19 protein-coding genes are annotated in these 22996 nt (G+C 64.9%); 13 read left to right on the plus strand and 6 right to left on the minus strand.

The genetic code is table 11. The features are described 5' to 3' along the window. The gene (gene pgi, locus BFN03_RS01460) at window positions 1–1653 is read right to left on the minus strand and encodes a glucose-6-phosphate isomerase (protein WP_070377520.1); all 1653 of its coding nucleotides are present in this window, start codon (window positions 1651–1653) and stop codon (window positions 1–3) included. A gap of 208 nt (window positions 1654–1861) precedes the next feature. Beyond that, on the minus strand, window positions 1862–2158 hold the full coding sequence (locus BFN03_RS01465) for a chorismate mutase (RefSeq protein ID WP_070377521.1): 297 nt from the start codon (window positions 2156–2158) through the stop codon (window positions 1862–1864). 273 nt (window positions 2159–2431) lie between these two features. Here BFN03_RS01465 and pcrA point away from each other — a divergent pair, with 273 nt between their 5' ends. After that, window positions 2432–4885 (plus strand): DNA helicase PcrA, encoded by a 2454-nt coding sequence (gene pcrA, locus BFN03_RS01470; protein WP_070377522.1) that lies wholly within the window; start codon window positions 2432–2434, stop codon window positions 4883–4885. Window positions 4886–4964: 79 nt separating this feature from the next. On the opposite strand, the gene BFN03_RS01475 is transcribed toward pcrA, so the two are convergent. Then, a complete protein-coding gene (locus tag BFN03_RS01475) occupies window positions 4965–5951 on the minus strand; it encodes a M23 family metallopeptidase (protein ID WP_070377523.1) in 987 nt (328 codons plus the stop codon). Between the two features lie 238 nt (window positions 5952–6189). On the opposite strand from BFN03_RS01475, the gene BFN03_RS01480 reads away from it, so the two are divergent. The 3 genes from BFN03_RS01480 (at window position 6190) to sucD (ending at window position 10419) form a co-directional block, all read left to right on the plus strand. Next, window positions 6190–8127, plus strand: coding sequence for a hypothetical protein (locus tag BFN03_RS01480; RefSeq protein ID WP_084385460.1), 1938 nt, complete (start codon window positions 6190–6192; stop codon window positions 8125–8127). A gap of 193 nt (window positions 8128–8320) precedes the next feature. After that, on the plus strand, window positions 8321–9490 hold the full coding sequence (sucC, locus tag BFN03_RS01485; protein ID WP_070377524.1) for an ADP-forming succinate--CoA ligase subunit beta: 1170 nt from the start codon (window positions 8321–8323) through the stop codon (window positions 9488–9490). 14 nt (window positions 9491–9504) lie between these two features. After that, window positions 9505–10419, plus strand: coding sequence for a succinate--CoA ligase subunit alpha (gene sucD, locus BFN03_RS01490; protein ID WP_070377525.1), 915 nt, complete (start codon window positions 9505–9507; stop codon window positions 10417–10419). A gap of 58 nt (window positions 10420–10477) precedes the next feature. Here sucD and BFN03_RS01495 read toward each other — a convergent pair whose 3' ends face one another. Next, window positions 10478–11104 (minus strand): IMPACT family protein, encoded by a 627-nt coding sequence (locus BFN03_RS01495; protein WP_070377526.1) that lies wholly within the window; start codon window positions 11102–11104, stop codon window positions 10478–10480. Window positions 11105–11215: 111 nt separating this feature from the next. Between BFN03_RS01495 and BFN03_RS01500 the strand changes: the two genes are divergently transcribed. The 4 genes from BFN03_RS01500 to purH all read left to right on the plus strand — a co-directional run bounded on the left by BFN03_RS01500 (window position 11216) and on the right by purH (window position 16307). Then, a complete protein-coding gene (locus BFN03_RS01500; protein ID WP_070377527.1) occupies window positions 11216–12391 on the plus strand; it encodes a DUF5336 domain-containing protein in 1176 nt (391 codons plus the stop codon). A gap of 110 nt (window positions 12392–12501) precedes the next feature. After that, window positions 12502–14001, plus strand: coding sequence for a cell division protein PerM (locus tag BFN03_RS01505; RefSeq protein ID WP_442971896.1), 1500 nt, complete (start codon window positions 12502–12504; stop codon window positions 13999–14001). A gap of 67 nt (window positions 14002–14068) precedes the next feature. Beyond that, the gene (gene purN, locus BFN03_RS01510) at window positions 14069–14758 is read left to right on the plus strand and encodes a phosphoribosylglycinamide formyltransferase (protein ID WP_070377528.1); all 690 of its coding nucleotides are present in this window, start codon (window positions 14069–14071) and stop codon (window positions 14756–14758) included. After that, complete coding sequence (purH, locus tag BFN03_RS01515; RefSeq protein ID WP_070377529.1) at window positions 14751–16307, plus strand: bifunctional phosphoribosylaminoimidazolecarboxamide formyltransferase/IMP cyclohydrolase; 1557 nt, start codon at window positions 14751–14753, stop codon at window positions 16305–16307. The genes purN and purH overlap by 8 nt, the downstream gene beginning before the upstream one ends. A gap of 3 nt (window positions 16308–16310) precedes the next feature. Here the strand turns inward: purH and BFN03_RS01520 are convergent, their stop codons facing one another. Then, on the minus strand, window positions 16311–16526 hold the full coding sequence (locus tag BFN03_RS01520; protein WP_070377530.1) for a hypothetical protein: 216 nt from the start codon (window positions 16524–16526) through the stop codon (window positions 16311–16313). A 614-nt stretch (window positions 16527–17140) separates the two neighbouring features. Here BFN03_RS01520 and BFN03_RS20550 point away from each other — a divergent pair. Next, a complete protein-coding gene (locus tag BFN03_RS20550) occupies window positions 17141–17494 on the plus strand; it encodes a hypothetical protein (protein ID WP_070377531.1) in 354 nt (117 codons plus the stop codon). Here the strand turns inward: BFN03_RS20550 and BFN03_RS01530 are convergent. Then, the gene (locus BFN03_RS01530; protein WP_070377532.1) at window positions 17443–18408 is read right to left on the minus strand and encodes an alpha/beta hydrolase family protein; all 966 of its coding nucleotides are present in this window, start codon (window positions 18406–18408) and stop codon (window positions 17443–17445) included. The genes BFN03_RS20550 and BFN03_RS01530 overlap by 52 nt on opposite strands. Window positions 18409–18602: 194 nt before the next feature. Between BFN03_RS01530 and BFN03_RS01535 the strand changes: the two genes are divergently transcribed. The 4 genes from BFN03_RS01535 to BFN03_RS01550 all read left to right on the plus strand — a co-directional run bounded on the left by BFN03_RS01535 (window position 18603) and on the right by BFN03_RS01550 (window position 22988). After that, window positions 18603–19055: a hypothetical protein gene (locus BFN03_RS01535; RefSeq protein WP_070377533.1), complete on the plus strand. Its 453-nt coding sequence runs from the start codon at window positions 18603–18605 to the stop codon at window positions 19053–19055. Between the two features lie 169 nt (window positions 19056–19224). Beyond that, window positions 19225–19539, plus strand: a complete 315-nt coding sequence (locus BFN03_RS01540; protein ID WP_070380511.1) for a hypothetical protein — start codon at window positions 19225–19227, stop codon at window positions 19537–19539. 111 nt (window positions 19540–19650) lie between these two features. Beyond that, a complete protein-coding gene (locus BFN03_RS01545) occupies window positions 19651–21036 on the plus strand; it encodes an ATP-binding protein (RefSeq protein WP_070380512.1) in 1386 nt (461 codons plus the stop codon). Then, on the plus strand, window positions 21036–22988 hold the full coding sequence (locus BFN03_RS01550) for a vWA domain-containing protein (protein WP_070377534.1): 1953 nt from the start codon (window positions 21036–21038) through the stop codon (window positions 22986–22988). The genes BFN03_RS01545 and BFN03_RS01550 overlap by 1 nt, the downstream gene beginning before the upstream one ends. The last annotated feature ends 8 nt before the right edge of the window (window positions 22989–22996 follow it).

Consider the following 22996-nt stretch of genomic DNA (forward strand, 5'->3'; position numbering starts at 1 on the left):
TCAGGCCCGTCCGCGCTGATGACGGTACCGTCGCACCAGGCTGTCGGTCGACGTATCGCATTGTGCGGCCGGAGGATCCGTGGAAGTCAGTACCGGCTGCAGTTCCACGGCCTGGGTCTTGCCGAGTTCGACGCCCCACTGGTCGAACGAGTCGATCCCCCAGATGGCCCCCTCGACGAACACCTGGTGCTCGTACAGTGCGATCAGTTGCCCGATGACTGAGGGCGTGAGCCCCGGCGCGAGAATCGTGGTGGATGGACGGTTGCCGGGCATCACCTTGTGTGGCACGAGATCTTCGCTAGTTCCCTCTGCGGCAATCTCCTCGGCTGTCTTGCCGAACGCCAGGACCTTCGTCTGGGCGAAGAAGTTGCTCATCAGCAGGTCGTGCATGCTGCCTGTGCCGTCCGCGGTGGGTAGATCATCGGTCGGCTCGCTGAAACCGATGAAGTCGGCGGGCACCAAACGAGTGCCCTGATGCAGTAGTTGGTAGAAGGCGTGTTGACCGTTCGTTCCCGGCTCACCCCAAAAGATCTCACCGGTGGATGTTGTTACGGGTGAGCCGTCCGAGCGCACAGACTTGCCGTTGGATTCCATCGTCAACTGCTGGAGGTACGCCGCGAATCGGACGAGATCGTTGGAATACGGCAGCACGGCGCGAGATTCCGCACCGAAGAAGTTCGAATACCAGAGTCCGATGAGCCCGAGTAGTACCGGGCCATTCTCCTCCAGGGGCGCCGAGCGAAAGTGCTCGTCCACCAAGTGGAATCCGGCGAGGAACTCGGTGAAGCGCACCCTGCCGATCGCCGCCATCACCGACAGTCCGATGGCCGAATCGACCGAGTACCGGCCGCCCACCCAGTCCCAGAATCCGAACATGTTGGCCGGGTCGATGCCGAATTCCGCGACTCTGTCCGCGTTCGTCGAGACAGCGACGAAATGCTTTGCGACGGCTTCGCTTCCGAGACCAAGTCCTTCGAGGAGCCATCGGCGTGCGGCGGTGGCGTTGGTGAGTGTCTCGAGGGTCGAGAACGTCTTCGATGCAACGATGAACAGCGTGGTCGCCGGGTCGAGGCCGTGCAGACTGCGCACCAGGTCGGAGGGATCGATGTTGGAGATGAACCGGACGCTGATCCCGGCATCGACGTAGTGCCGCAGCGCCCGGTAGACCATGACCGGGCCAAGGTCGGAGCCGCCGATGCCGATGTTGACCACTGTGGTGATCTTCTGACCGGTGGCACCGCGCCATTCGCCCGACCGAAGGCGGTCGGTGAAGGCGCCCATACGATTAAGGACATCGTGGATCTCGGCAACAACGTCGCGCCCATCGATGACGAGAGACGCGTCGGCAGGCAGCCTCAGCGCAGTGTGGAGTACCGCCCGGTCTTCGGAGGTGTTGATGCGCTCGCCAGAGAACATCGCGTCGCGACGCTGCTCTACTCCGGCGGTGCGCGCGAGTTCGACTAGCAGTCTGAGGGTATTGCGGTCGATACGGTGCTTGCTGTAGTCGACATACAGGTCGCCGACGGAGACGTTGAACTCGTTTCCCCGCGCCGGGTCTTTCGCGAAAAGCTCTCGAAGATGGACGGACTGGATTTGAACGTGATGATCACGCAATTCCTGCCAGGCAGCGGTCTCGGTGATGTCTGGGCTCACAAGAAATGAGCTTAGTGCCCGCGCGTCGAATCTTCCGAGCGTATTCCGATGCGCCGCATTCGAGATCACTTCGACTGGAGGAGAGGGGTCGGCGTTGCCGACGGCGCTGAGTTCCGGATGGTGCTTACATCTTCACCACGTGGCAAGCAGTACGCCGCGCCGAAGTCGGTGACCGCCGCCGAAATCAGTGACCGAGGCGCCCGCGAAATCAGTGTCCGAGGCGCCCGCGCCCTAGGCGCAGTAACAGCATGGCCAGCGTGTGCCCCTCCTGGCCGAGTTCGTTGAAACGCTCGAGCACCTTCATCTCACGGCTGTGAACCAGGCGGGGGCCGCCGGACGCCATACGGGTACGACCGATGAGCTGCGAGACCTCGGCGCGCCGCTTGATTGCGGCGAGTATCTCGGCGTCGAGCTTGTCGATCTCTTGGCGAAGTACCTCGATTTCGGCTTCGCTGGTGGGAACAGCTGGTTCGTTGTCTGCGGATGCCACGGTCTGAGCGCTCATTGGTTCGTCTCCTCTTGTCAAAACTTGAATCGGACTCTCCGGTCGAGTTGTTACCGATTCAGGCACACTTTGACGAAAAGGCCCCGGATCCAGTACGGCGTTCGGGGCTTTTGAGCTGTTCACTCCTCAGGCACCGGCTTCCGGTGCCTGAGAGAAAAATCGCCACAAGGGCCGCGACGACGGACTGAACATGTGTACCAGTTTGACATGACGATACCGTGCGCGCCAAGCGACTGTGGCTCTGTCGGTACACGCCGGTAAGTTGGACAGACGATGAACACTATCTCCGGAACCGCTTCTTCCACGGGCGCGGCGTCGTCTCCGCATGCCGCCGGGCCTGCAGCTGGGGGATCAGATGCGCTCCTTCAGGGCCTCAATCCACCGCAGCGAGATGCGGTCATGCACTCAGGGTCTCCGCTGCTGATCGTTGCGGGTGCGGGCTCGGGGAAGACGGCTGTGCTCACCCGGCGCATTGCGTATCTGCTGGCCGAGCGGGGGGTCATGCCCGGTCAGATCCTGGCTATCACCTTCACGAACAAGGCGGCCGCGGAGATGCGGGAGCGAGTCGCCCAGCTCGTCGGTCCCCGGGCCAACAGCATGTGGGTGTCGACCTTCCATTCGAGCTGCGTACGCATCTTGCGGGCGCAGGCCACGCTCCTGCCCGGCCTCAATTCGAATTTCTCGATTTACGACGCGGACGACTCGCGGCGGTTGCTGACGATGATCGCCAAGGAACTGAACATCGATACCAAGCGGTATTCCGCGCGGCTTCTCGCCACCCACATCTCGAATCTGAAGAATGAACTCGTCGGACCTGAGCAAGCGGCGGCCGAAGCGGACAAGGACCCGGCCGACTTGCCACGGCTGATCGCCAAGGTCTACAGCCACTATCAGCAGCGGTTGCGTTCGGCGAACGCGCTGGACTTCGACGATCTGATCGGCGAGACGGTTGCGATGTTGCAGGCGTTTCCGCAGGTTGCCGAGTACTACCGGCGCCGGTTCCGTCACGTGCTGGTCGATGAGTACCAGGACACGAACCACGCCCAGTATGTGCTCGTGCGCGAGCTGGTCGGGGGCGGAGAAGACCCTGAAGAGGGGGTTGCGCCCGCCGAGTTGTGCGTGGTGGGCGATGCAGATCAGTCGATCTACGCTTTCCGTGGCGCCACGATCCGCAACATCGAGGAGTTCGAACGGGACTACCCGGATGCGCGCACCATTTTGCTGGAGCAGAACTACCGTTCGAGCCAGAACATCCTGTCGGCCGCGAACTCCGTGATCTCGAAGAACACAGGTCGTCGCGAAAAGCGGTTATGGACCGATTCAGGCGAGGGTGAACTCATAACGGGTTACGTGGCCGACAACGAACACGACGAGGCGTCGTTCGTAGCCTCGGAGATCGACAAGCTGGTCGATTCCGGTGCTTTCAAGTTCTCTGACGTTGCGGTGTTCTATCGCACAAACAACTCTTCCCGCGCCATGGAAGAGATCTTCATCCGACTCGGCGTGCCGTACAAGGTGGTCGGCGGGGTGCGGTTCTACGAACGCAAGGAGGTGCGCGACGTAATCGCATATCTCCGAGTCCTCGCGAACGAGACCGATACGGTCAGCCTGCGCCGCATCCTCAACACACCCCGGCGCGGCATCGGTGATCGTGCCGAGGCCTGCGTAGCCGTCCACGCCGAGCAACGGGGCATCAGTTTTGCCGAGGCGTTGCGGGACGGTGGGGAGGGCCGGGTGCCGCTGCTGAATACGCGTTCTCAGAAGGCCATTGCATCCTTCCTCGAACTCATGGACGGGCTGCGTGCGCTTCTTCCACCGGAGACCGCCGCGGACGAAGTTGTTCCCGATCAGCTCGGAGACATCGGTGATGTCGTCGAGGCCGTTCTCGAACGCACGGGCTACCATGCCGAACTCGCGGCGAGTAGCGATCCTCAGGACGGAGCCCGCCTCGACAACCTCAACGAACTTGCCAGCGTTGCCCGGGAGTTCAGTTCCGATGCCAGGAATGCCGCAGGACTCGTCGAACCGCTAGAGGAAGGCGAGATCGAAGCGCGGGAGGGCGAACCCGCCCCCGGCTCGCTTGCGGCCTTTTTGGAGCGGGTCTCTCTCGTTGCGGATTCCGATCAGCTACCGGACAGCGACGAAGGCGTCGTTACGCTGATGACGTTGCATACTGCGAAGGGCCTCGAGTTCCCGGTCGTTTTCGTCACCGGCTGGGAGGACGGTCAATTTCCGCATATGCGGGCACTCGGTGACCCCACCGAACTGTCCGAGGAGCGCAGGCTCGCATATGTAGGCATCACTCGTGCCCGCCACCGGTTGTATTTGACTCGGGCCGTCATGCGTTCGGCGTGGGGACAGCCTGTCCAGAACCCGGAGTCAAGGTTTTTGCAGGAGATCCCATCCGATCTCGTGCACTGGCGCAGGGAGGACCCAGGAACCGGTGCGGGTGGCGCGATTGGTGGTGTGCGCACGCGCGGATCGAGTTCCGGCGTTCAGGGCTCGAGTGGGGGTTCGGCCACCAGTTCGAGTTTTGGGGCCGCCCGGTCCCGCAACAACAACCTGGTGCTCGCGGTCGGCGATCGGGTCAGTCACGACAAGTACGGCCTCGGCACCGTTCTCGAGACCAAAGGCGCAGGGCCGACGGCGACGGTCACCGTCGACTTCGGCAGCGCCGGCAAGGTGCGGTTGATGCTGATCGGCGGCGTGCCGATGGTGAAACTGTAGACGGACCAAGACGAGAGACGACTGCGGCGCATACAGGAGATGTATGCGCCGCAGTCACAGGTTTAGGTGAACTGGAAGGTCAGTCCCTCTCGACGCCGAGGGCGATGCCGCGGGTGGCCAACCAGGGCTGTGGGTCGACCTTGTAGTCACCCGGGAGATGAACCTCGAAGTGCAGGTGCGGTCCGGTGGAGAAGCCACGGTTGCCCATGGTGGCGATCTGATCGCCGGCCATGACGTGCTGTCCGACCGAAACGGTCGCGGTGTCGATATGTCCGTAGACGGTGACCGTGCCGTCAGCGTGCAGCAGGCGGACCCACATGCCGAACCCGGAGGCCGGGCCCGCGTCGATGACCTCACCGTCGGCAACCGCCAGGATGGGTGTGCCGATCGCGTTCGCGATGTCGACGCCCGCATGCATTTCGCCCCAGCGCGCGCCGAAGTGGGAGGTATACGTACCCACGGCGGGGAGGACGAACAGAGGGCGTCGGGCGGCGGCTTCACGTGCTGCTCGCTCTTCGCTGAAGCGCTGCCCCTTGGCGAGTAGGTTGCTGAACTGCGACATGTCGGTGGGGTTCGCGACGTTGAGGACCTGCGGCGCGTTCGATTTCGACGTGTCGGTGCCGGTAGCGGTGGAGAACTGAGCGGCCTGCGGTTCCGCGGTCGCTCCTATGTCGCTCGACTGGTCACTGGCGAGGGCGACCTCCGAGTAATCGGAGTTCGACGATCCGCCGGTGGCAGCGGCCTGGCCGCCCGCGACCACGGCGCCTGCGGCGACAGCGAGAACGGCAGCGCGACCCTTGAGGGCCGCCGGGGGAGCGGGGACTCGGTGTGCTCCGCGACGCGGGCGAGAGGATGCGCCCTCGGTCGAGGAGGGAAGCGAATCCGATTCGTTGAGGGGAGTGAAACCGGGGATTTCAGACTCGGTGTAACGATCCGCCGAACTCGGGAGATATTCGATCGGATCGGAGAAGTAGCTAGGCGTAGGCGTCACGTCATCCTGTCGACCGGACAACCCGTCGTGATGACTTGCGAAACGGCTGGCCGTGAACTCGCTGCGGTGGTGCATGCGGCCGTCCGTCCTCCTGTTCGTGACCTGCCTGTGACTTATTACCCGGGCGACGGTAACGAAACGGTTGCGATTCGCGCAACCTCGGGGTCCTTAGGGAGGGCTACATGTGATACGCATCACAAGCTGACCTGGGGAAACTGGCATGGCAGATCTGCCGGCTCCATATGTGGTTCGCGCCTGTACGTGCGTGTCATTCACCAGGGTGGGCAGTGTCGAAGCGATAACGTGTTCGAATGTGTCGTCATCAACTCGATCTCGGGGTGGACGCAGGGCGGAACCCGAACGTGTTGGTTCGTCCGGCGGTGCCGGTCAGACGAGCATCGACGATCCTGATCCCGTCCGCGCCCTGAGGTTCTGCGCGGTCGCAGTTGCCCTCGCGCTCGTCGGTGGCCTGAGTGTGGCGTCGGCGCCATTCCTCCGTGTCGTTCGATCGGTAGAGGGGGCCGAGTCGCTGTCCGGCGTCGGCCCGGCTGCATTGTGGGCGGCGGTGTTCGCGGTCGCGGCGCCGGTCCTGGCGGTGTGGGCCCTGCTGGCCCGTCGCGCATCTGTGGCGGGCGCGCTGTTGGCGGGTGCGGGCGCAGTGTCCGTCGGCATGGTCGTCCTCGACACCCAGTTGTGGACCGATGCGATCGACGCCAACCGTCTCGAACTCTTCGTGCCCGAGACCGCGGCGGAACTCAGTGCCGGAATAGGCGCGTACGTCGTTCTCGTCGGTCATACGTTGATGGCGCTCGCCGGAGCGCTCGGCATGGCCGCCGTTCAGCGTGCGTCGCTCGCAGACGGCTACGGCGGCGCACGCAGCGCCGAACAGGTCGGTCGTGCGACGGGTGCGCGTGTCGGCTTCTTGCCGTCCACGGTGGTGGTGCTGGCCGCCTTGGTGCTAGCGGGAGCGTTGTTCGCCCCGTCGTTCGTCTCCGACGATCCCGTGATTCTCGTGCCGCCGGTGGTCGAGTCATACCTCGCTTCGTCCGCCGGTGCCGGCCTCATGGCGGTAGCCGTCCTGATCGTGGTGGCGTCGGCGCTGGCTTCCGTTTCCCCGCCCGTTGCATCAGGCGCGCTCGTCGGCGCAGGCCTGGCGGCACTGGGAGTTGTCGGCACCCGTTGGGTCGCCGGGCTCGCCGCCGGTGACCGCATCGGCCCAGGGCCGGGGGCCGTATGGGGAACCATCGGTGCGGGTGTCCTGGTGCTCGTCGGAATCTTCCTTCCGATGATCGATCGCAGGCGCGATGAGAAGATCGCGGAGGCCCTTACTGCCCCGGCTCAGCGCCTTACCGCGAGGCAAGGTGCGGTGACGCCCTCCGCGAAGGGCGTCGTGAATGCGGCACTTCGGGCCGAGGCTGCCGCGGCACGTGAGCGCATCGCACGATGGCACGTGACCGCAGGCCTCGCGGGGATCGCCAGCGCGGTGCTTGCCGGCGTGGGTGCTCTGCTCCCGGTTCTCGAGTTCCCTGCGGGCACTGCCCTCCCAGACTTCTTCGCGGTCAGAGTGGTGCTCGTCGCCTCGGTGGTCCTTGCCGCCGGTTGTGTCTGGTTGCTGCTGTCGGAATTCGCAGCTGCAGTCCGACCCGCCGTCGGGGTGCTGTGGGTGACCATCCCCTTCTCGGTGGCGGCCGTATCGCAAACTGTGGTCCTTGCCGCCGACGTACCGGGGGTGGGTGTGGGCGTCGGCGCAGTTCTGCTGTGGTGCGCCGTCGCCGTCGCCGCTGTGACGGGCGCATTGACGTGGTTCGCCGGTTCTGCAGAGCGCGACGAAATCGACAGATCAGAGGAACCACAGACTTCCGCGTCGGTTCTGGTGGTGGGCGGTCTGGGTGCGCTGGCCGCGTTCGTCGGCCTGGGGTTGCCGCTGTTCCACGGGGCCGACGCGCTAGGCGAGGAGTACGCCCCGGCATCGTTCGCGGAAGTTCCATGGGGACTGGACGTCTGGGGGCGCCTTCTGCTCGGTGCTGCGGTCGCCCTGGCGGTGGTCGTCGCTTCACGCGCACGCGCCGCCCGAGCGGTGGCACTCCTGCTCGGCTCGGCCGTTGCGGTGGGGGTGTATCTACTGTCGTGGCCCCTCACACAGGCACGGGTAGCCGAACCCGAAATGGGGGCCGGTGTCGTCCCTACGGCGGTGGGCATAGTGTTGATTGCAGCTGCCGCGGCCCTCACAAATCGCACCAGGAGTCGGTGAGGCTCGCCTCGGTGCTCTTGGCGAGGCTCGCCTCGGTGCTTTTAGCGAGGCTCGCCTCGGTACCCCATATTGCGTGATGTGGCACACATGGCATACGTGTGGGCGCGGATTGGGTCCGGCAACTGGCTAAAGTCCAAAACAGACCCGCTCCTACCCCTCGAGCGGGTGTCAACGCAGACGAGACGGTGAGCAGATGGATCTCTTCGAATACCAGGCGAAGGAACTCTTCGCCAAGCATCAGGTGCCGACTTCGGCTGGACGTGTTACCGACACGGTTGCCGGCGCGCGCGAGATTGCCGAAGAAATCGGCAAGCCCGTGATGGTCAAGGCGCAGGTCAAGGTCGGCGGCCGCGGCAAGGCGGGCGGCGTCAAATACTCCGCCGACGTCGAGGCCGCACAGGCGAACGCCGAGGCGATCTTGGGTCTCGACATCAAGGGCCATGTCGTCAAGAAGTTGCTGGTTGCCGAGGCGAGCGACATTGCGGAGGAGTACTACATCTCCTTCTTGCTCGACCGCACCAATCGCACCTACCTGGCCATGTGCTCGGTGGAGGGCGGCGTCGAGATCGAGGTCACCGCAGAGGAAAACCCCGACGCTCTCGCCAAGATCCCCGTCGATGCCGTCAAGGGCGTCGACCTCGCGTTCGCGCGCAGCATTGCCGAGGCCGGGAAGCTGCCCGCCGAGGTGCTCGACGCCGCGGCTGTGACCATTCAGAAGCTCTGGGAGGTCTTCATCAAAGAAGACGCTCTCCTCGTGGAGGTCAACCCCCTCGTCCGCACACCGGACGACCAGATCCTCGCCCTCGACGGCAAGGTCACGCTGGATGAGAACGCTGCGTTCCGTCAGCCCGGTCACGAGGCGTTCGAGGACAAGGACGCCACAGACCCGCTCGAATTGAAGGCCAAGGAGAACGACCTCAACTACGTCAAGCTGGACGGCCAGGTCGGCATCATCGGCAATGGTGCCGGATTGGTCATGTCAACACTGGACGTCGTCGCGTACGCCGGTGAGAAGCATGGCGGCGTAAAGCCTGCCAACTTCCTCGATATCGGTGGCGGTGCTTCGGCGGAGGTCATGGCGAACGGTCTCGACGTCATCCTGAACGATGCTCAAGTCAAGAGCGTGTTCGTGAATGTCTTCGGTGGCATCACCGCGTGCGACGCGGTAGCCAACGGCATCGTAGGCGCGCTGAAGACCCTGGGCGACGAGACAAACAAGCCGCTGGTCGTGCGCCTGGACGGCAACAACGTCGAAGAGGGTCGTCGCATCCTCGCCGAGGCCAACCACCCGCTGGTAACGGTTGTCGCAACCATGGACGAGGCCGCCGACAAAGCCGCCGAGCTCGCGTTCGCAGCGAAGTAAGGGATCACAGAACAATGGCAATTTTCTTGACCAAGGACTCCAAGGTCATCGTCCAGGGCATCACCGGCGGCGAGGGCACCAAGCACACCGCTTTGATGCTGAAGTCCGGCACCCAGGTTGTCGGTGGTGTCAACGCGCGCAAGGCCGGCACCAAGGTCGCGCACACCGACAAGGACGGAAACCCGGTCGAGCTGCCGGTTTTCGCAACAGTCGAGGAGGCCATGAAGGAGACCGGCGCGGACGTGTCGATCGCCTTCGTTCCCCCGGCCTTCTCGAAGGACGCCATCGTCGAGGCCATCGATGCGGAGATCCCGCTGCTCGTGGTCATCACCGAAGGCATCCCGGTGCAGGACTCCGCGTATGCGTGGGCCTACAACGTCGACAAGGGCAACAAGACCCGCATCATCGGGCCCAACTGCCCCGGAATCATCACCCCGGGCGAGGCACTCGTCGGCATCACCCCGGCCAACATCACGGGCAAGGGTCCGGTCGGTTTGGTCTCCAAGTCGGGCACCCTGACCTACCAGATGATGTTCGAGCTGCGTGAGTTCGGTTTCTCCACCGCCATCGGTATCGGCGGTGACCCGGTCATCGGTACCACTCACATCGACGCGATCGAGGCATTCGAGAAGGATCCCGAGACCAAGGTGATCGTGATGATCGGTGAGATCGGTGGCGATGCCGAGGAGCGTGCTGCCGACTACATCAAGGCCAACGTCACCAAGCCGGTCGTCGGCTACGTGGCAGGCTTCACCGCCCCGGAGGGCAAGACAATGGGCCACGCAGGCGCCATCGTCTCCGGTTCTTCGGGAACAGCACAGGCCAAGAAGGACGCCCTCGAGGCTGCCGGAGTCAAGGTTGGCAAGACTCCGTCCGAGACTGCTGAGCTCGCTCGCGAGATTCTGCAGAGCCTGTCCGTTCAGGCCTGACCGCTCGGCGTCGGTTCGTGGCCGGTGTGTCCCGGGGATCACCGGCCACGAACCCCCGTCAGGCGTCAACCCACATCTCGCCAGCCGGATCGAGTGTCCCCGCTCCGGATGTGGCGGCCGCGACCATCTCCGCCAGTTCCGTCGAGTCGTGCGCAACTAGCGTGAGGACAGCACGCTCCCCGTAGGTCGTGTGCACTACACCCACGCCCCGCGCTCGAAGCTCGGCCTCTACTCGTCCCGCCTCGGAGTGCTCCACCGCAAGCGTGTACAGGTGACGGCGTTCTCGTCGCACGAGTGGAGCGATGTCGAGTGCAGCGCTCACCGCGCCGGAGTAGGCGCGCACCAATCCGCCTGCCCCCAACTTGATTCCCCCGAAGTACCTCGTCACCACCACCACGACATCGACCAATTCGCGTGCACGAAGGACCTGAAGCATCGGCACACCCGCGGTGCCACCCGGTTCGCCGTCATCGTTTGCGCGCTCGACTCGGTCGCTCGGTCCGTCGCCGACGATGTATGCCGAACAATGATGTCGCGCATCGGAGTAGGCGCGGCGCTGCTCCTGTACGAACCCGTGCGCGGCCCCGGAATCCTCAACGCGCCGAACTGCCGCGATGAAGCGCGAATGTTTCACCTCCGTCTCCACGGATACAGTCGTGGCGCGCGGTGCGAGGGTGAAGGGCATCTGATCATCATCTCCTGGCAGGTGCGCAGATCGAGCCGCTGCTCGATGGCTACCCGTAAGCTAACGTCGGAAGGGCGCACGCAGACGAGTACCTGTCGACTAGGAGAAGTCATGACGTATACCCCTGGAGGGTCGAGCTATGGTCCGCCCGCGAAACCAGCGGAGGGGGGCGAATCCAGGGGTCTGGGCTTCTTCCTCCTGGTCGGCGTCGCCGGTCTCGGTGCGGTGAACCTGCTACTCGGGTTCGCGCCTTACGCCACTATCAGAGACACGTTCAGGGAAGGGTCCGCCAACTCCTTCGAGGTTCTCGGCGTAACCGGCTTAGGACTCCTGCTTCTCGGCGGCCTGCTCGCGGCGGTATCTCTCCTTCCGAAGCAGTCGTACGTGGGCGCGGCAGCCGCATCGACGATAGCGGGTTGGGTTCTCGCGCTGTTGATTTTCCTCTACGTCGAGGTCAATGCGGGTTGGGGTGCGATCCTGATCCTCATCCTCGGATTCGTGCAGTCGGCCGTAGCCATCGCAGCTTTGCTGTTCGAGGCGGGGGTCCTCGAGCAGTCCTCGTCCTCGCCTTCCCCTGCAGCAGGTTTCGGCCAGCCGGGTCAGCCAGGCGAGGCGTCGAAGGGTTACGGTCAGCCGCCGCAGCAATCGTATGGCCAGCAACCGCAGGGCTACGGTCAGCCGCCGCAGCAATCGTATGGCCAGCAACCGCAAGGCTACGGTCAGCCGCCGCAGCAATCGTATGGCCAGCAACCGCAAGGCTACGGTCAGCCGCCGCAGGGTTACGGCCAGCAGAATCAGCCAGGTTACGGCCCATCGGGTTACGGCCAGCCAACCTACGGCCAGCCAACCTACGGCCAGTCAGGCTACGGCCAGCAGGGTCAGCCGTCGCCGAGCCAGGCCGGCGGATATGGCCAACGCTATGGGCAAGCGCCACAGCCGCAGCAGGGTTACGGAGCCGGTGCAGGGTCCGCGTCCACGCCGTACGACGCCCCGACGACCGCGTACCAGCAACCGCAAGGCCCCGCCACTCCGCAGACCCCCGCCTCGCCATCCCCGACCGGACCGGGCGACGCCGGCGACGATTCGGCTCGGCAAGAGTCACCGGCTTCAGACACTCAGTCCGAGCCCTCGCCGGAGGAGCGAACGCTGGAATACGGTGAGGAACCGGCTGCCGAGCAGCAGCCCGGTTCAGGCGACAAGGCCGAAGACGATAGCGGAATCCCGCCGACCGAGGCGTTCGACTCGCTTGCCGTCAGGGACGACGAGGACGACAAACAAGACAAGTAGGATCCAGCGAGCAGGTGGCCTCCGACCGAGTGTGGTCGGAGGCCACTTCTGTCCGGCGCGCCTGCCCGTCGCCGTATCGTCGGAGTGTCACTCTCGAGGGGATGAGTCCATTGATTGATCGTGCGCAGGGCACTGCTCGGGGCACCGGAGGGCGAAAATCCGCTGACGCCGAGCGGCGAGTCCGTCGGCAGCGACCGGTTCCGGATACTGAAGTCGACGAGACGCGGATGCTGCTGACTCTCGCGTTCCGGCCGGCTGCTGTCACCGTCGTCCTGCTCTCGACATTGATTGTGGTGACGCTGGTCGTGGCCAGCAGCGACTTGACGGGAACGTTCGGGGCCATCGCCGCGGGGTGGCTGGCGATCCATCAGGTGCCTTTGACGATTGAAGGCACCACGCTCGGTGTTCTCCCGCTGTTCCCGACCCTCGGCCTGGGGTGGGCGGTCGCTCGAGGCTGCGCGGCAGCCGTGACACCGGAATCCTCGCCACGGCAGGCCTTCCGAGTCATCGGCGCAGCCGTCGCCGGGCCACTGGTCGTTACGGCCATCGCGCTAGCCGTGATCGCGGACGCGTCCGCCGTAATTCCACTGTCCTCGCCGCACGCGCTCACGGCGTTCGCGTGGGTGTTCTTCGTGCACCTGCTCGCGGCGGCGATCGGAGTCGTTGCCGCGACATGGCCGACGCTCGGCGCGCACGTACCGTCTTGGGCCCGCGACGCGGTCCGGCCGGGACTGCGCGCGATGATGGCCATACTCGGCGCCGGTGCGGGCGCGGTCACGATTTCGCTGCTGATGGGGTGGTCGACAGTCGGCTCGCTTCTCGAACGCGGCGATGACACCGTCGGAATGCTGGGGCTGACGATCCTGTCGGTGCTCTATCTGCCGAACGTCGTAGTCGGTGCCGCCGCTGCTCTCACGGGAGCGACTGCGCAATTCGGTGATGTCTCGGTCAGTGTCTTCGGTAACGTCGGCGGTTCGCTACCTCCGCTGCCGCTACTCGGTGCGGTTCCCGACGGAGTCGCCGGTGGTTTCTGGCCGGCCTTGCTGGTGATTCCACTGCTGATCGGAGTCGTGCTCGGACGGGATTGTGGGCGCCGGATCGACGGCCAGCAGGCCTTGTTCGCCGTGCTGATCGCGGCCGCCGGTGTGGGCATCATCTTGTCGGTACTCGGACTCGTGTCGGGAGGCAGGCTCGGTGCGTTCGGAATGGTTCAGTTCGGCTGGTGGGTCTTCGGGTTGCTGACGTTCGCGTGGCTGGCGTTCGCGGGGGCGGCGACGGCGGTAATCGTGGTCTGGCACCACGGCCGCGGCGAAACCGGGGAAGCCGAGTCCGGGTTGGATGAGAAGGACGAGGAGCCTCGACTACCCGGCGCGCAGGACGTACGTGCCATCGCCGCTCCAGTCGGCGAGGAGTCATCGATTCTGCCCGGTGACCCCGCTACCGGTGTCATAGAGGCCGAACTGGTTGATGACTCGGGCGCACCCACGACATCCGAACCGCCGACGGTGGTTGCGGTTGGGGCCGGGGTCGTCGACGCGGAAATCGAAGTCGACGAGGTCGCGAACCCCGAAGTGGACCTGCCAGAGGAGTCCACACCTCCCAGCGACTAGGCTCTTGGGCGGTTGGCGTTTCGACCGCCACCTTGCCACTCGTCCTTCGGTTCACCCGGCCTAACGATTGTTCAGGAGTAGAGCGCTGACTTCCTCGCGTGACCACCTCAGGCCTACGACGGAGGCTTCGGACTCGTCGGTGGCGCGCCCACCCGCGCGGGTCGTCGTACTCGCATCTGGTGCGGGAACCCTGTTGAAGTCGCTGATCGAGGCGTCGAGGGCCGACGGGTACCCGGCGAAAATCGTCGCCGTTGGCGTCGACCGCGACTGCGGCGCCATCGAGCACGCGGAGGCCGCGGGGGTCGAGCACTTCCGCGTCAGCCTCTCCGAGCATACGGACCGGGCCGCCTGGGATACCGCACTCACCGAGGCCGTGGCGGCGCATCAGCCATCGCTTGTCGTATCGGCCGGATTCATGAAGATCCTCGGTCCCGTGTTCCTGGGCCGCTTCGGTGGGCGAATCATCAATTCGCATCCCGCGTTGCTGCCTGCATTTCCTGGCGCGCACGCGGTCCGCGATGCGCTGGCGTACGGCGTGAAGGTGTCGGGATCGACTGTCCACCTGGTGGATGCCGGAGTGGACACGGGCCCGATTCTCGCGCAGGAGGCTGTGCAGGTGCTCGACGGCGACGACGAACCGACGCTGCACGAGCGAATCAAGACTGTGGAGCGACGAATGCTGGCGGAGGTTGTCGCCGCTGTCGCGACACGTGGAGTTGTATCCGATGGACGAAAGGCCGTGATCCCGAGTGAGTGAACGCAAGGCGGTACGCCGAGCGCTGGTCAGCGTTTACGACAAGACCGGTCTGGTCGAACTGGCTAAGGGCCTGCACGAGGCGGGCGTCGAACTGGTGTCGACAGGGTCGACGGCAGCAAAGATCGCCGACGCAGGCATCCCCGTCACCCCCGTGGAATCGCTGACCGGGTTCCCCGAGTGCCTCGAGGGTCGGGTCAAGACCCTGCATCCTCGGGTCCATGCCGGCGTCCTCGCCGACACCCGCAAGCCCGATCACCTTGCGCAACTAGAGGAACTCGGGATCGAGGCGTTTCAACTGGTGGTAGTGAACCTCTACCCGTTCACGCAAACGGTCGCGTCGGGTGCGACACCGGACGAGTGTGTCGAGCAGATCGACATCGGCGGGCCTTCCATGGTCCGCGCCGCCGCGAAGAATCACCCGTCGGTGGCGGTTGTGGTCGATCCCGCACGCTACGACGACGCGCTCACAGCCGTCGCGAACGGCGGATTCACTCTGGTCGAGCGCACCGCCCTCGCTGCTGAGGCGTTCGCGCACACCGCGTCTTACGACGTCGCGGTCGCGAGTTGGATGGCATCGACACTGGTCGAGCAAGGCGATTCGCAGTTTCCGGAATGGGCAGGTGCTACGTGGGACCGCTCGGCGGTGCTGCGGTACGGCGAGAACCCGCACCAGGCTGCCGCTCTGTATGTGAATCCGGCCGAGCCGGCGGGACTTGCGCAAGCTGAGCAGTTGCACGGCAAGGAGATGTCGTACAACAACTACACCGACTCGGACGCGGCGTGGCGAGCAGCCTACGACTTCAGCGAGCCCGCCGTGGCGATCATCAAGCACGCGAACCCGTGCGGCATCGCGGTCGGTGCGGACATCGCGCAGGCGCATCGTAAGGCGCACGCCTGCGATCCGGTCAGCGCCTACGGCGGCGTGATCGCGTCCAACCGCGAGGTGACCGTCGAGATGGCCGAACAGGTCGCCGAGATCTTCACCGAGGTAATCATCGCACCGGCGTATGCCGACGGGGCCCTCGGTGTGCTGCAGCGGAAGAAGAACATCCGTGTTCTGCTGGCGGAGGCTCCGACGCGGTCTGGCGTTGAGTTGCGCGCGGTGTCTGGTGGAGTCCTGCTCCAGGAGCGCGACGTCCTCGACGCCGACGGCGACAATCCCGCCGGGTGGACTCTCGTGGCCGGCGACGCCGCGGACGAGCAGACCCTGAGAGATCTCGAGTTTGCGTGGCGCGCATGCCGAGCGGTGAAGTCGAACGCGATCTTGCTGGCCTCCGAGGAAGCTTCGGTCGGCGTTGGCATGGGTCAGGTCAATCGCGTCGACTCTGCGCACCTCGCAGTTCAGCGTGCCGGAGACCGAGTGGTCGGGTCAGTAGGCGCGTCGGATGCGTTCTTCCCGTTCCCGGATGGCTTGCAGGTACTTGCGAACGCCGGCGTCAAAGCCGTCGTGCAGCCTGGTGGGTCCGTCCGCGACAACGAAGTAATCGACGCGGCCAAGGAAGCTGGGATCACCATGTACCTGACGGGCGCGCGACACTTCGCCCACTAGCGATCAGGCCGCCGTTCGGCCCTCGCGTTCGTGCGGTGAGTCGGCGATGACGATCCGAGCGGCGCCTCGACTGCGTATCTCGCTGATCAACTCACTGAGCGCTGCCTTGTCCCTGTCTCCCGAATGCGAGAGGTCGAGGGTCACGGCGTGGCCGGTGAGATCGTCGGGCAGGTCTATCTGCGGGGGTGCAGTCGACAGTTGGTTGATTCGTAGTTTCATTCGGTGCTCCTCATAGCGAATAGGTAAAAGAAAGGCACCCGGAGGCTTTGCCTTGGGTGCCCGAGAGTGAATTGATGGAAGTCTCAACATTCTCGGGGTGCGCTTGACGCTGTTCCGGTCTTGCCGGCAAAGCAGCGACGCCATACGGGTACGAACGCGAAGCGCGCGTGAAGCTGCGTCATCGGTATACCCTTCTTCTTCCGTCGTGCTCATGTGGTAGCCGACGGTACCCGACTGGCTAGTGGTTCGCACCCGTAATTAATTTCCGACTGCGCACAAATGCAGGATTACGCTCGAGATTCCTGTGCAGATGTGCGCATTCGTGGCGCTGTGGATGGTGGGTGCCGTTACTTTCCGGCGCCTGCATCGAGACGTATACGTGTGTCGGAGCGTCGAGGTCACTGCGATCTCGCGTGCACGCGCTGCGTGGTTGTGGGCAGGGGGAGGTGCTGTTCTTGCTGGGTACTCGGCGGCTGCCGTGCACGGAACCCGTTGGATCGGTTCGGGAGAGTGGGCCACCCTGATCCGAAAAGGTAGTAGGCGATCCGTGGACGGCGTCACGGTGCGCTCCGACACGCAGTTGCCGGAGGAGGTGTGCGGGCGAACGCGGTCTAGTGCGACTACGAAACGTTCTCGGCCTCGTCGATCCGGGCGCCGAGTCGCCTCCCGAGACGAGGACTCGCTTCCTGTTGATCCGTGCAGGTCTGCCGGCGCCCTCCACTCAGATACCGATCGCCGACCTGTCTGGTCGGATCTTTGCGCGTGCGGACATGGGCTGGGAGCGGTGGAGGGTGCTCGTCGAATTGACGGCATACAGCAGGCGGGCGCTCCCGTGTGAGTGCGCAGAAGTGCAGGAGACCATCCGACGTTTGGCTGCAGAACTGCGCATTCGCTCGGGCGGGGCGGGAGCCGAGCGCTACAGTGCCGCGATCCACCTACTGAACGGTTCGGTGAACTCTGCGGAATAGGGCAGAGGCTCGACGTAGTCCGGTCCGGTGGACGGGCGTTCTCCGACGTCCTTGAGGACGTGATTGGCGTTGGTCATCAGAACGGATGTCAGAGCGGTGTGCGCGAGTGCCTCGTTCAGGCCGGCGACGTCCGTGAGCTTCACCTGGATGTCCTTGGCGGAGCAACTTGTGAGGACGGGGAAACCGGCGGGAAGCTGACCGGCCAGGGCTCGCGGATCGAGTGCGTCTTCCTCGGCGAGGGCCTTCGCATTCGCGTGGACCAGGCCGGCGTTCTGTAGCGGTTCAGGCAAGTCGTCCGGGATCGTTCCGGAGGTGCGGAGCGATTCGACGGTGTCATCGAGCGCTAGTCGAAGTTGGTCGGCCAGTTCCACCGGCAGTTGCCCGGCGCCGACGACGGCGTCGAGTTGGTCGTGGATCTGGGTGGTGAGCAGGTCGAGAAGTCGGACGCTCAGAGGCTCGAGGAGGCCCACGGCATGTACGCGTGAGGCCGGTTCGTCGGTGGCGAGGGCCAGCGCGACGAGGGCGCCGTCGCTGTGTCCTATCACGATGAGCCTGGAGGGGTCGATGCCGGGTTGGGCGGCCAGGAAGTCGAGGCCCGCCGACGCTGCGTTTATGAACGTGCTGAAGCCGAGACTGCCGACCTCGTCGACCTCGTACGGGCCGAGAGCGGTCTCGCCGCTGCCGATCTTGTCGTAGCGCAGGCTCGCGACGCCGTGCTGTTCGAGCAGGTCGGCGAGGAAGCGGAGGGTTCCGATGTCACCGGGGAGCAGCGCGCTGTCGCCGTTGCGATCGGTCGGTCCACTGCCCGCGAGCAGCAATGCGGCGGGGGCGGCTGCGTTTGCGTGATCGGGTGTGCGCAGGCTGCCGTAGTAGGTAACGGCATCGCTGTCGAAGGTGATCTCGATGTCAGGCATGGGGACTGTCTACCAGTTCGCAAAATCTACTCGGAACGAGATCTCAGCGCTGAGTAGCGAGGAACCCCGGTCCTTCAGGGCCGGGAGGAATCGCGTCCTCTGGTCGGTAGTGCACGAGTAGCTGAACGGCCACTGCGCACGTTGCGGTTCCGGTCCCCCGCAATTTGTCGGAGGTCACTGTTACGGTCCGGGGTGTGAAGCAGGTGGTGCGCGTGAAGGTGCTGGCCGATGCCCAGCAACTCGACGCTGTGGTGCGCACCCTGGCCGTGTGCAATGACACCGCCACCCTGGTGGCTCGCATCGCCCATGAGAGGCGGGTGTTCCGGCGGCGTGATCTGCGGGCGATCACCTACGCCACCGCCCGCGAGCATGGTGGGTTGGGTGCTCAGGTGGCGCAGTCGGTGATCCGGAAGGTCGCCGACTCGTACACCAGCCTGCGCGCCAACCTGCGGAACGGCAGGTACGGGCCGAAAGGGTCGCGGCGTCGGGCGCGGGTGGAAAACCTGCCGATCCGGTTCCGCCCGGATGCGGCGCAACCCTTTGATGACCGGTGCCTGTCCTACGCAGACATTGTCGGCTCGCACAACATCGCACACCGAGCCGCCGAAGACTACCGGGCCCAGTCAACGGTCCCTGGCGCGGCGTGACCCCCGACAGCCAGTCGGGTGTTACAGCTGCAAGCTCAGTCCTTCAGGGCTGAGTAGTTGACAGAAGCATCACAGAACTCTCACAAATCCGGTGACTAGCGTCTTTCATTGTCAGTTGTCCCAACAGATTACGTCCGGGATGAGCCGCGACTCCAGGAAGGACCGCACCATGAACGTCGTCCAACTCACCTCCGGTGATTTCGCCGCCGCCGTGTTCTCTCCCGACTTCGTCGATGCTGGATTCGATCGAGAGGCGATTGCACGGATTCATCGCGGAGAGCACGACGAGTGGGTGACCGTACTTGCAGGTTCGGGGATGTTCTCCAACCGCGAGGTCGCGGACATGGTGCGCTCGTGGCGAGCCAATCCGCGACTGCTGTTCGATTCCCTTCTGGTGGAGGCCGATCAGGTTACGAAGCAGTATTGCCACGCCATGTGGTGCGAGTTGGACGGCTTCTCGTCGTATGACGTGTCGGCAGCATGAATGACCCGGTGAGAACCGAGATCGCTCTTCGCCGAGCCACGTGGACGACTCGGGTGGCCGACACGGCTGAGCGGGCGTACCTATTTGCTCGCACCCCGGTAGCTTGGTGTGGTGACGTCATCGGAATCCAGGCCCTCTACTGTCGGTGAACTCCGCAAGTCCGGCCATGTCCAACGACCCGTCAAGGAAGAGATTCGGGCGAATCTGCTCGAGGTCCTGCGTGACGGCCGTGATCCGTGGCCCGGCATCGTCGGCTTCGAAGAGACCGTGTCACCACAGCTCGAGCGGGCCCTCATTGCCGGTCATGACGTTGTACTCCTCGGAGAGCGGGGGCAGGGCAAGACCCGGCTTCTCCGTACACTCGCTCAACTCCTCGACGAATGGACTCCGGTGATTGCCGGTTCCGAACTCGGGGAGCATCCCTATGAGCCGATCACCCCGGCCTCCATCCGGCGGGCGCGCGAACTCGGGGACGACCTGCCGATTGCCTGGAGGCACCGCAGCGAACGGTACTCGGAGAAACTCGCGACACCCGATACGTCGGTGGCAGACCTCGTCGGTGACGTCGATCCGGTCAAGGTCGCCGAGGGGCGGAGCCTGGGCGACCCCGAGACCATCCACTTCGGTCTCGTTCCCCGCGCCCATCGAGGAATCGTCGCCATCAACGAGCTGCCAGATCTCGCCGAACGCATCCAGGTGTCGCTGCTGAACGTGATGGAGGAACGTGACATCCAGGTGCGCGGGTACAGCCTCCGCCTCCCGTTGGACGTCTTGATGGTCGCCAGCGCCAACCCCGAGGACTATACGAACCGCGGTCGCATCATCACCCCGCTCAAGGACCGGTTCGGTGCCGAGATCCGTACCCACTACCCAACTCGCCTCGAGGACGAGGTCGCAGTGATCGTCCAGGAGGCCAACCTCACCGCCGAGGTGCCCGAGTACCTTCTCGAGATCCTGGCCCGATTCACCCGCCTGCTTCGGGAGTCGACGTCGGTCGATCAGCGGTCGGGGGTGTCCGCCCGTTTCGCGGTGGCCGGCGCAGAGACCGTCAGTGCTGCGGCAGTGCATCGTGGTGCGGTGTTCGGCGAGGTAGACCCGGTGGCGCGACCGGTGGACCTCGAGACCGTCATCGACGTCCTGCGGGGCAAGATCGAGTTCGAGTCGGGCGAAGAGGGGCGTGAGACCGAGGTTCTCGAGCATCTGCTGCGCCGGGCCACCGCCGACGCTGTTCGGACCAGGCTCGGCGGCATCGATCTGGCCGAACTCGTGGCCGCTGTCGAAGAGGGTGAACCCGTGGTGACCGGTGAGCGAATTACCGCGAAGGCCCTGTTGAACGAACTTCCCGAACTCGATGTCTTGGGCGAACTGGCCGAGCGTTTGGGTGCCGAGTCCGACGGTGAGAGGGCCGCGGCCGCGGAATTCGCGCTCGAAGGCCTGTACCTGGCGCGCCGGATCTCGAAGAATCCCGACGCCTACGGACAGACGGTCTACTCGTAATGTCCCGGGGTGCGCGCTACGGGCCCTACGAGGGTGGTGATCCGCTGGCGCCGCCGGTGGATCTGCGTGAGGCCCTGGCCGCGATCGGTGACGATGTGATGGCGGGCAGCTCACCTCGTCGGGCGCTGCGGGAGATGCTCCGGCGCGGCAACCGTGAGGTTCGGGGACTGGACTCCCTTGCGGCCGAGGCGAATCGACGTCGGCGCGAGTTGCTGGAGCGCAGCAACCTGGGCGGTACCTTCGAAGAGGTCCGTCAACTATTGGACCGAGCGGTGCTCGAGGAACGTAAGACGTTGGCCCGTGCTCTCGACGACGATGCTCGGTTCTCGGAGATGCGACTTCAGGAACTGTCGTCGTCCACGGCCCAGGCCGTGCAGGAACTCGCCGATTACGACTGGCGCAGTCCCGATGCCCGCGAAGACTACGAGAAGATTCAGGATCTGCTGGGGCGCGAACTGCTCGATCAGCGGTTCGCCGGCATGAAACAGGCGCTCGAAGGCGCAACCGAACAAGACCGCGAGAGAATCCGCGAGATGCTCACCGATCTCAACGACTTGCTGGACAAGCACTCTCGTGGTGAGGACACACAGGAACAGTTCGACGAGTTCATGGCCAAGCATGGGCAGTACTTCCCGGAGAATCCGCGTGACGTCGAGGAGTTACTGGATTCCCTCGCCCGGCGGGCGGCGGCGGCCCAGCGCCTGCGGAACTCGCTCACTCCCGAGCAACGCGAGGAACTGGATGCGCTGGCGCAGCAGGCCTTCGGTGATCCCTCCCTGATCGGCCAGCTGGACCGACTCGATCAGCATCTGCAAGCGGCCCGACCCGGCGAGGACTGGCAGGGAGCTAGGCGATTTCGGGGAGAGCGCGGAATGGGGCTGGGGGAGGGGGCCGAGGCGTTGCAAGACATCGCGGAACTCGAATCCCTCGCCCAGCAGCTGTCACAGCAGTACGCCGGCGCCCAACTCGACGACATCGACGCGGACGCATTGGCGAGGCAGTTGGGGGACGAGGCCGCTGCGGACGCGCGGACTCTCGCGGAACTCGAGAAAGCGCTGCGAGATCAAGGCTTCTTCGACCGCGGAGCGGACGGCCAATGGCGCCTGACTCCCAAGGCGATGCGTCAACTCGGTCAAACTGCGCTCCGCGACGTAGCGACACAACTGTCTTCGCGTGGTGGGCAACGGGAGACGCGCCGGGCAGGAGCAATGGGAGAGCCGACGGGTGCCTCTCGCGAGTGGGCGTTCGGTGACACCGAACCATGGGACGTGACCCGCACGATCACCAACGCGGTCCTTCGGACGGCGTCCGAAGGGGGTGGCAGTGGAGCCGTACCGGTCAGATTGTCCGTCTCGGACGTCGAGGTAATGGAGACCGAGCAGCGGTCGCAGGCCGCGGTCGCATTGCTCGTCGACACCTCGTTCTCGATGGTGATGGAGGGCCGGTGGGTGCCGATGAAGCGCACCGCCCTGGCGCTGAACCATTTGGTGAGCACCCGTTTTCGCAGCGACGAATTGCAACTCATTTCGTTCGGCCGCCACGCACAGGTGCGTAGTCCGTCGGAGCTGGCCGGATTGGATCACGGCCGCGAGCAGGGCACCAACCTTCACCACGCCTTGCTGCTGGCGGCGCGACATCTGCGTCGTCACCCCAACGCGCAGCCCGTCGTCCTGATCGTCACCGATGGCGAGCCGACAGCACATCTCGAGCCGGACGGGTTCGCGTACTTCGACTACCCGCCGACCGCCCGGACGCTCGGGCTGACCGTTCGTGGACTCGACGCTCTCGTACGCCTCGGTGCCCACGTCACGTTCTTCCGGCTCGGAGAGGACCCCGGTCTCGCGCGTGTGGTGGACCGGATGGCCGAGCGAGTGGCCGGACGAGTCGTGGCGCCGGAACTCGACGGTCTCGGTGCCGCCGTCGTCAGCGACTACATGCGCAGGCGTCGCTGACGGCGCTG

Source organism: Rhodococcus sp. WMMA185 (assembly GCF_001767395.1).
In the GTDB taxonomy this organism is placed as follows: Bacteria; Actinomycetota; Actinomycetes; order Mycobacteriales; family Mycobacteriaceae; genus Rhodococcus_F.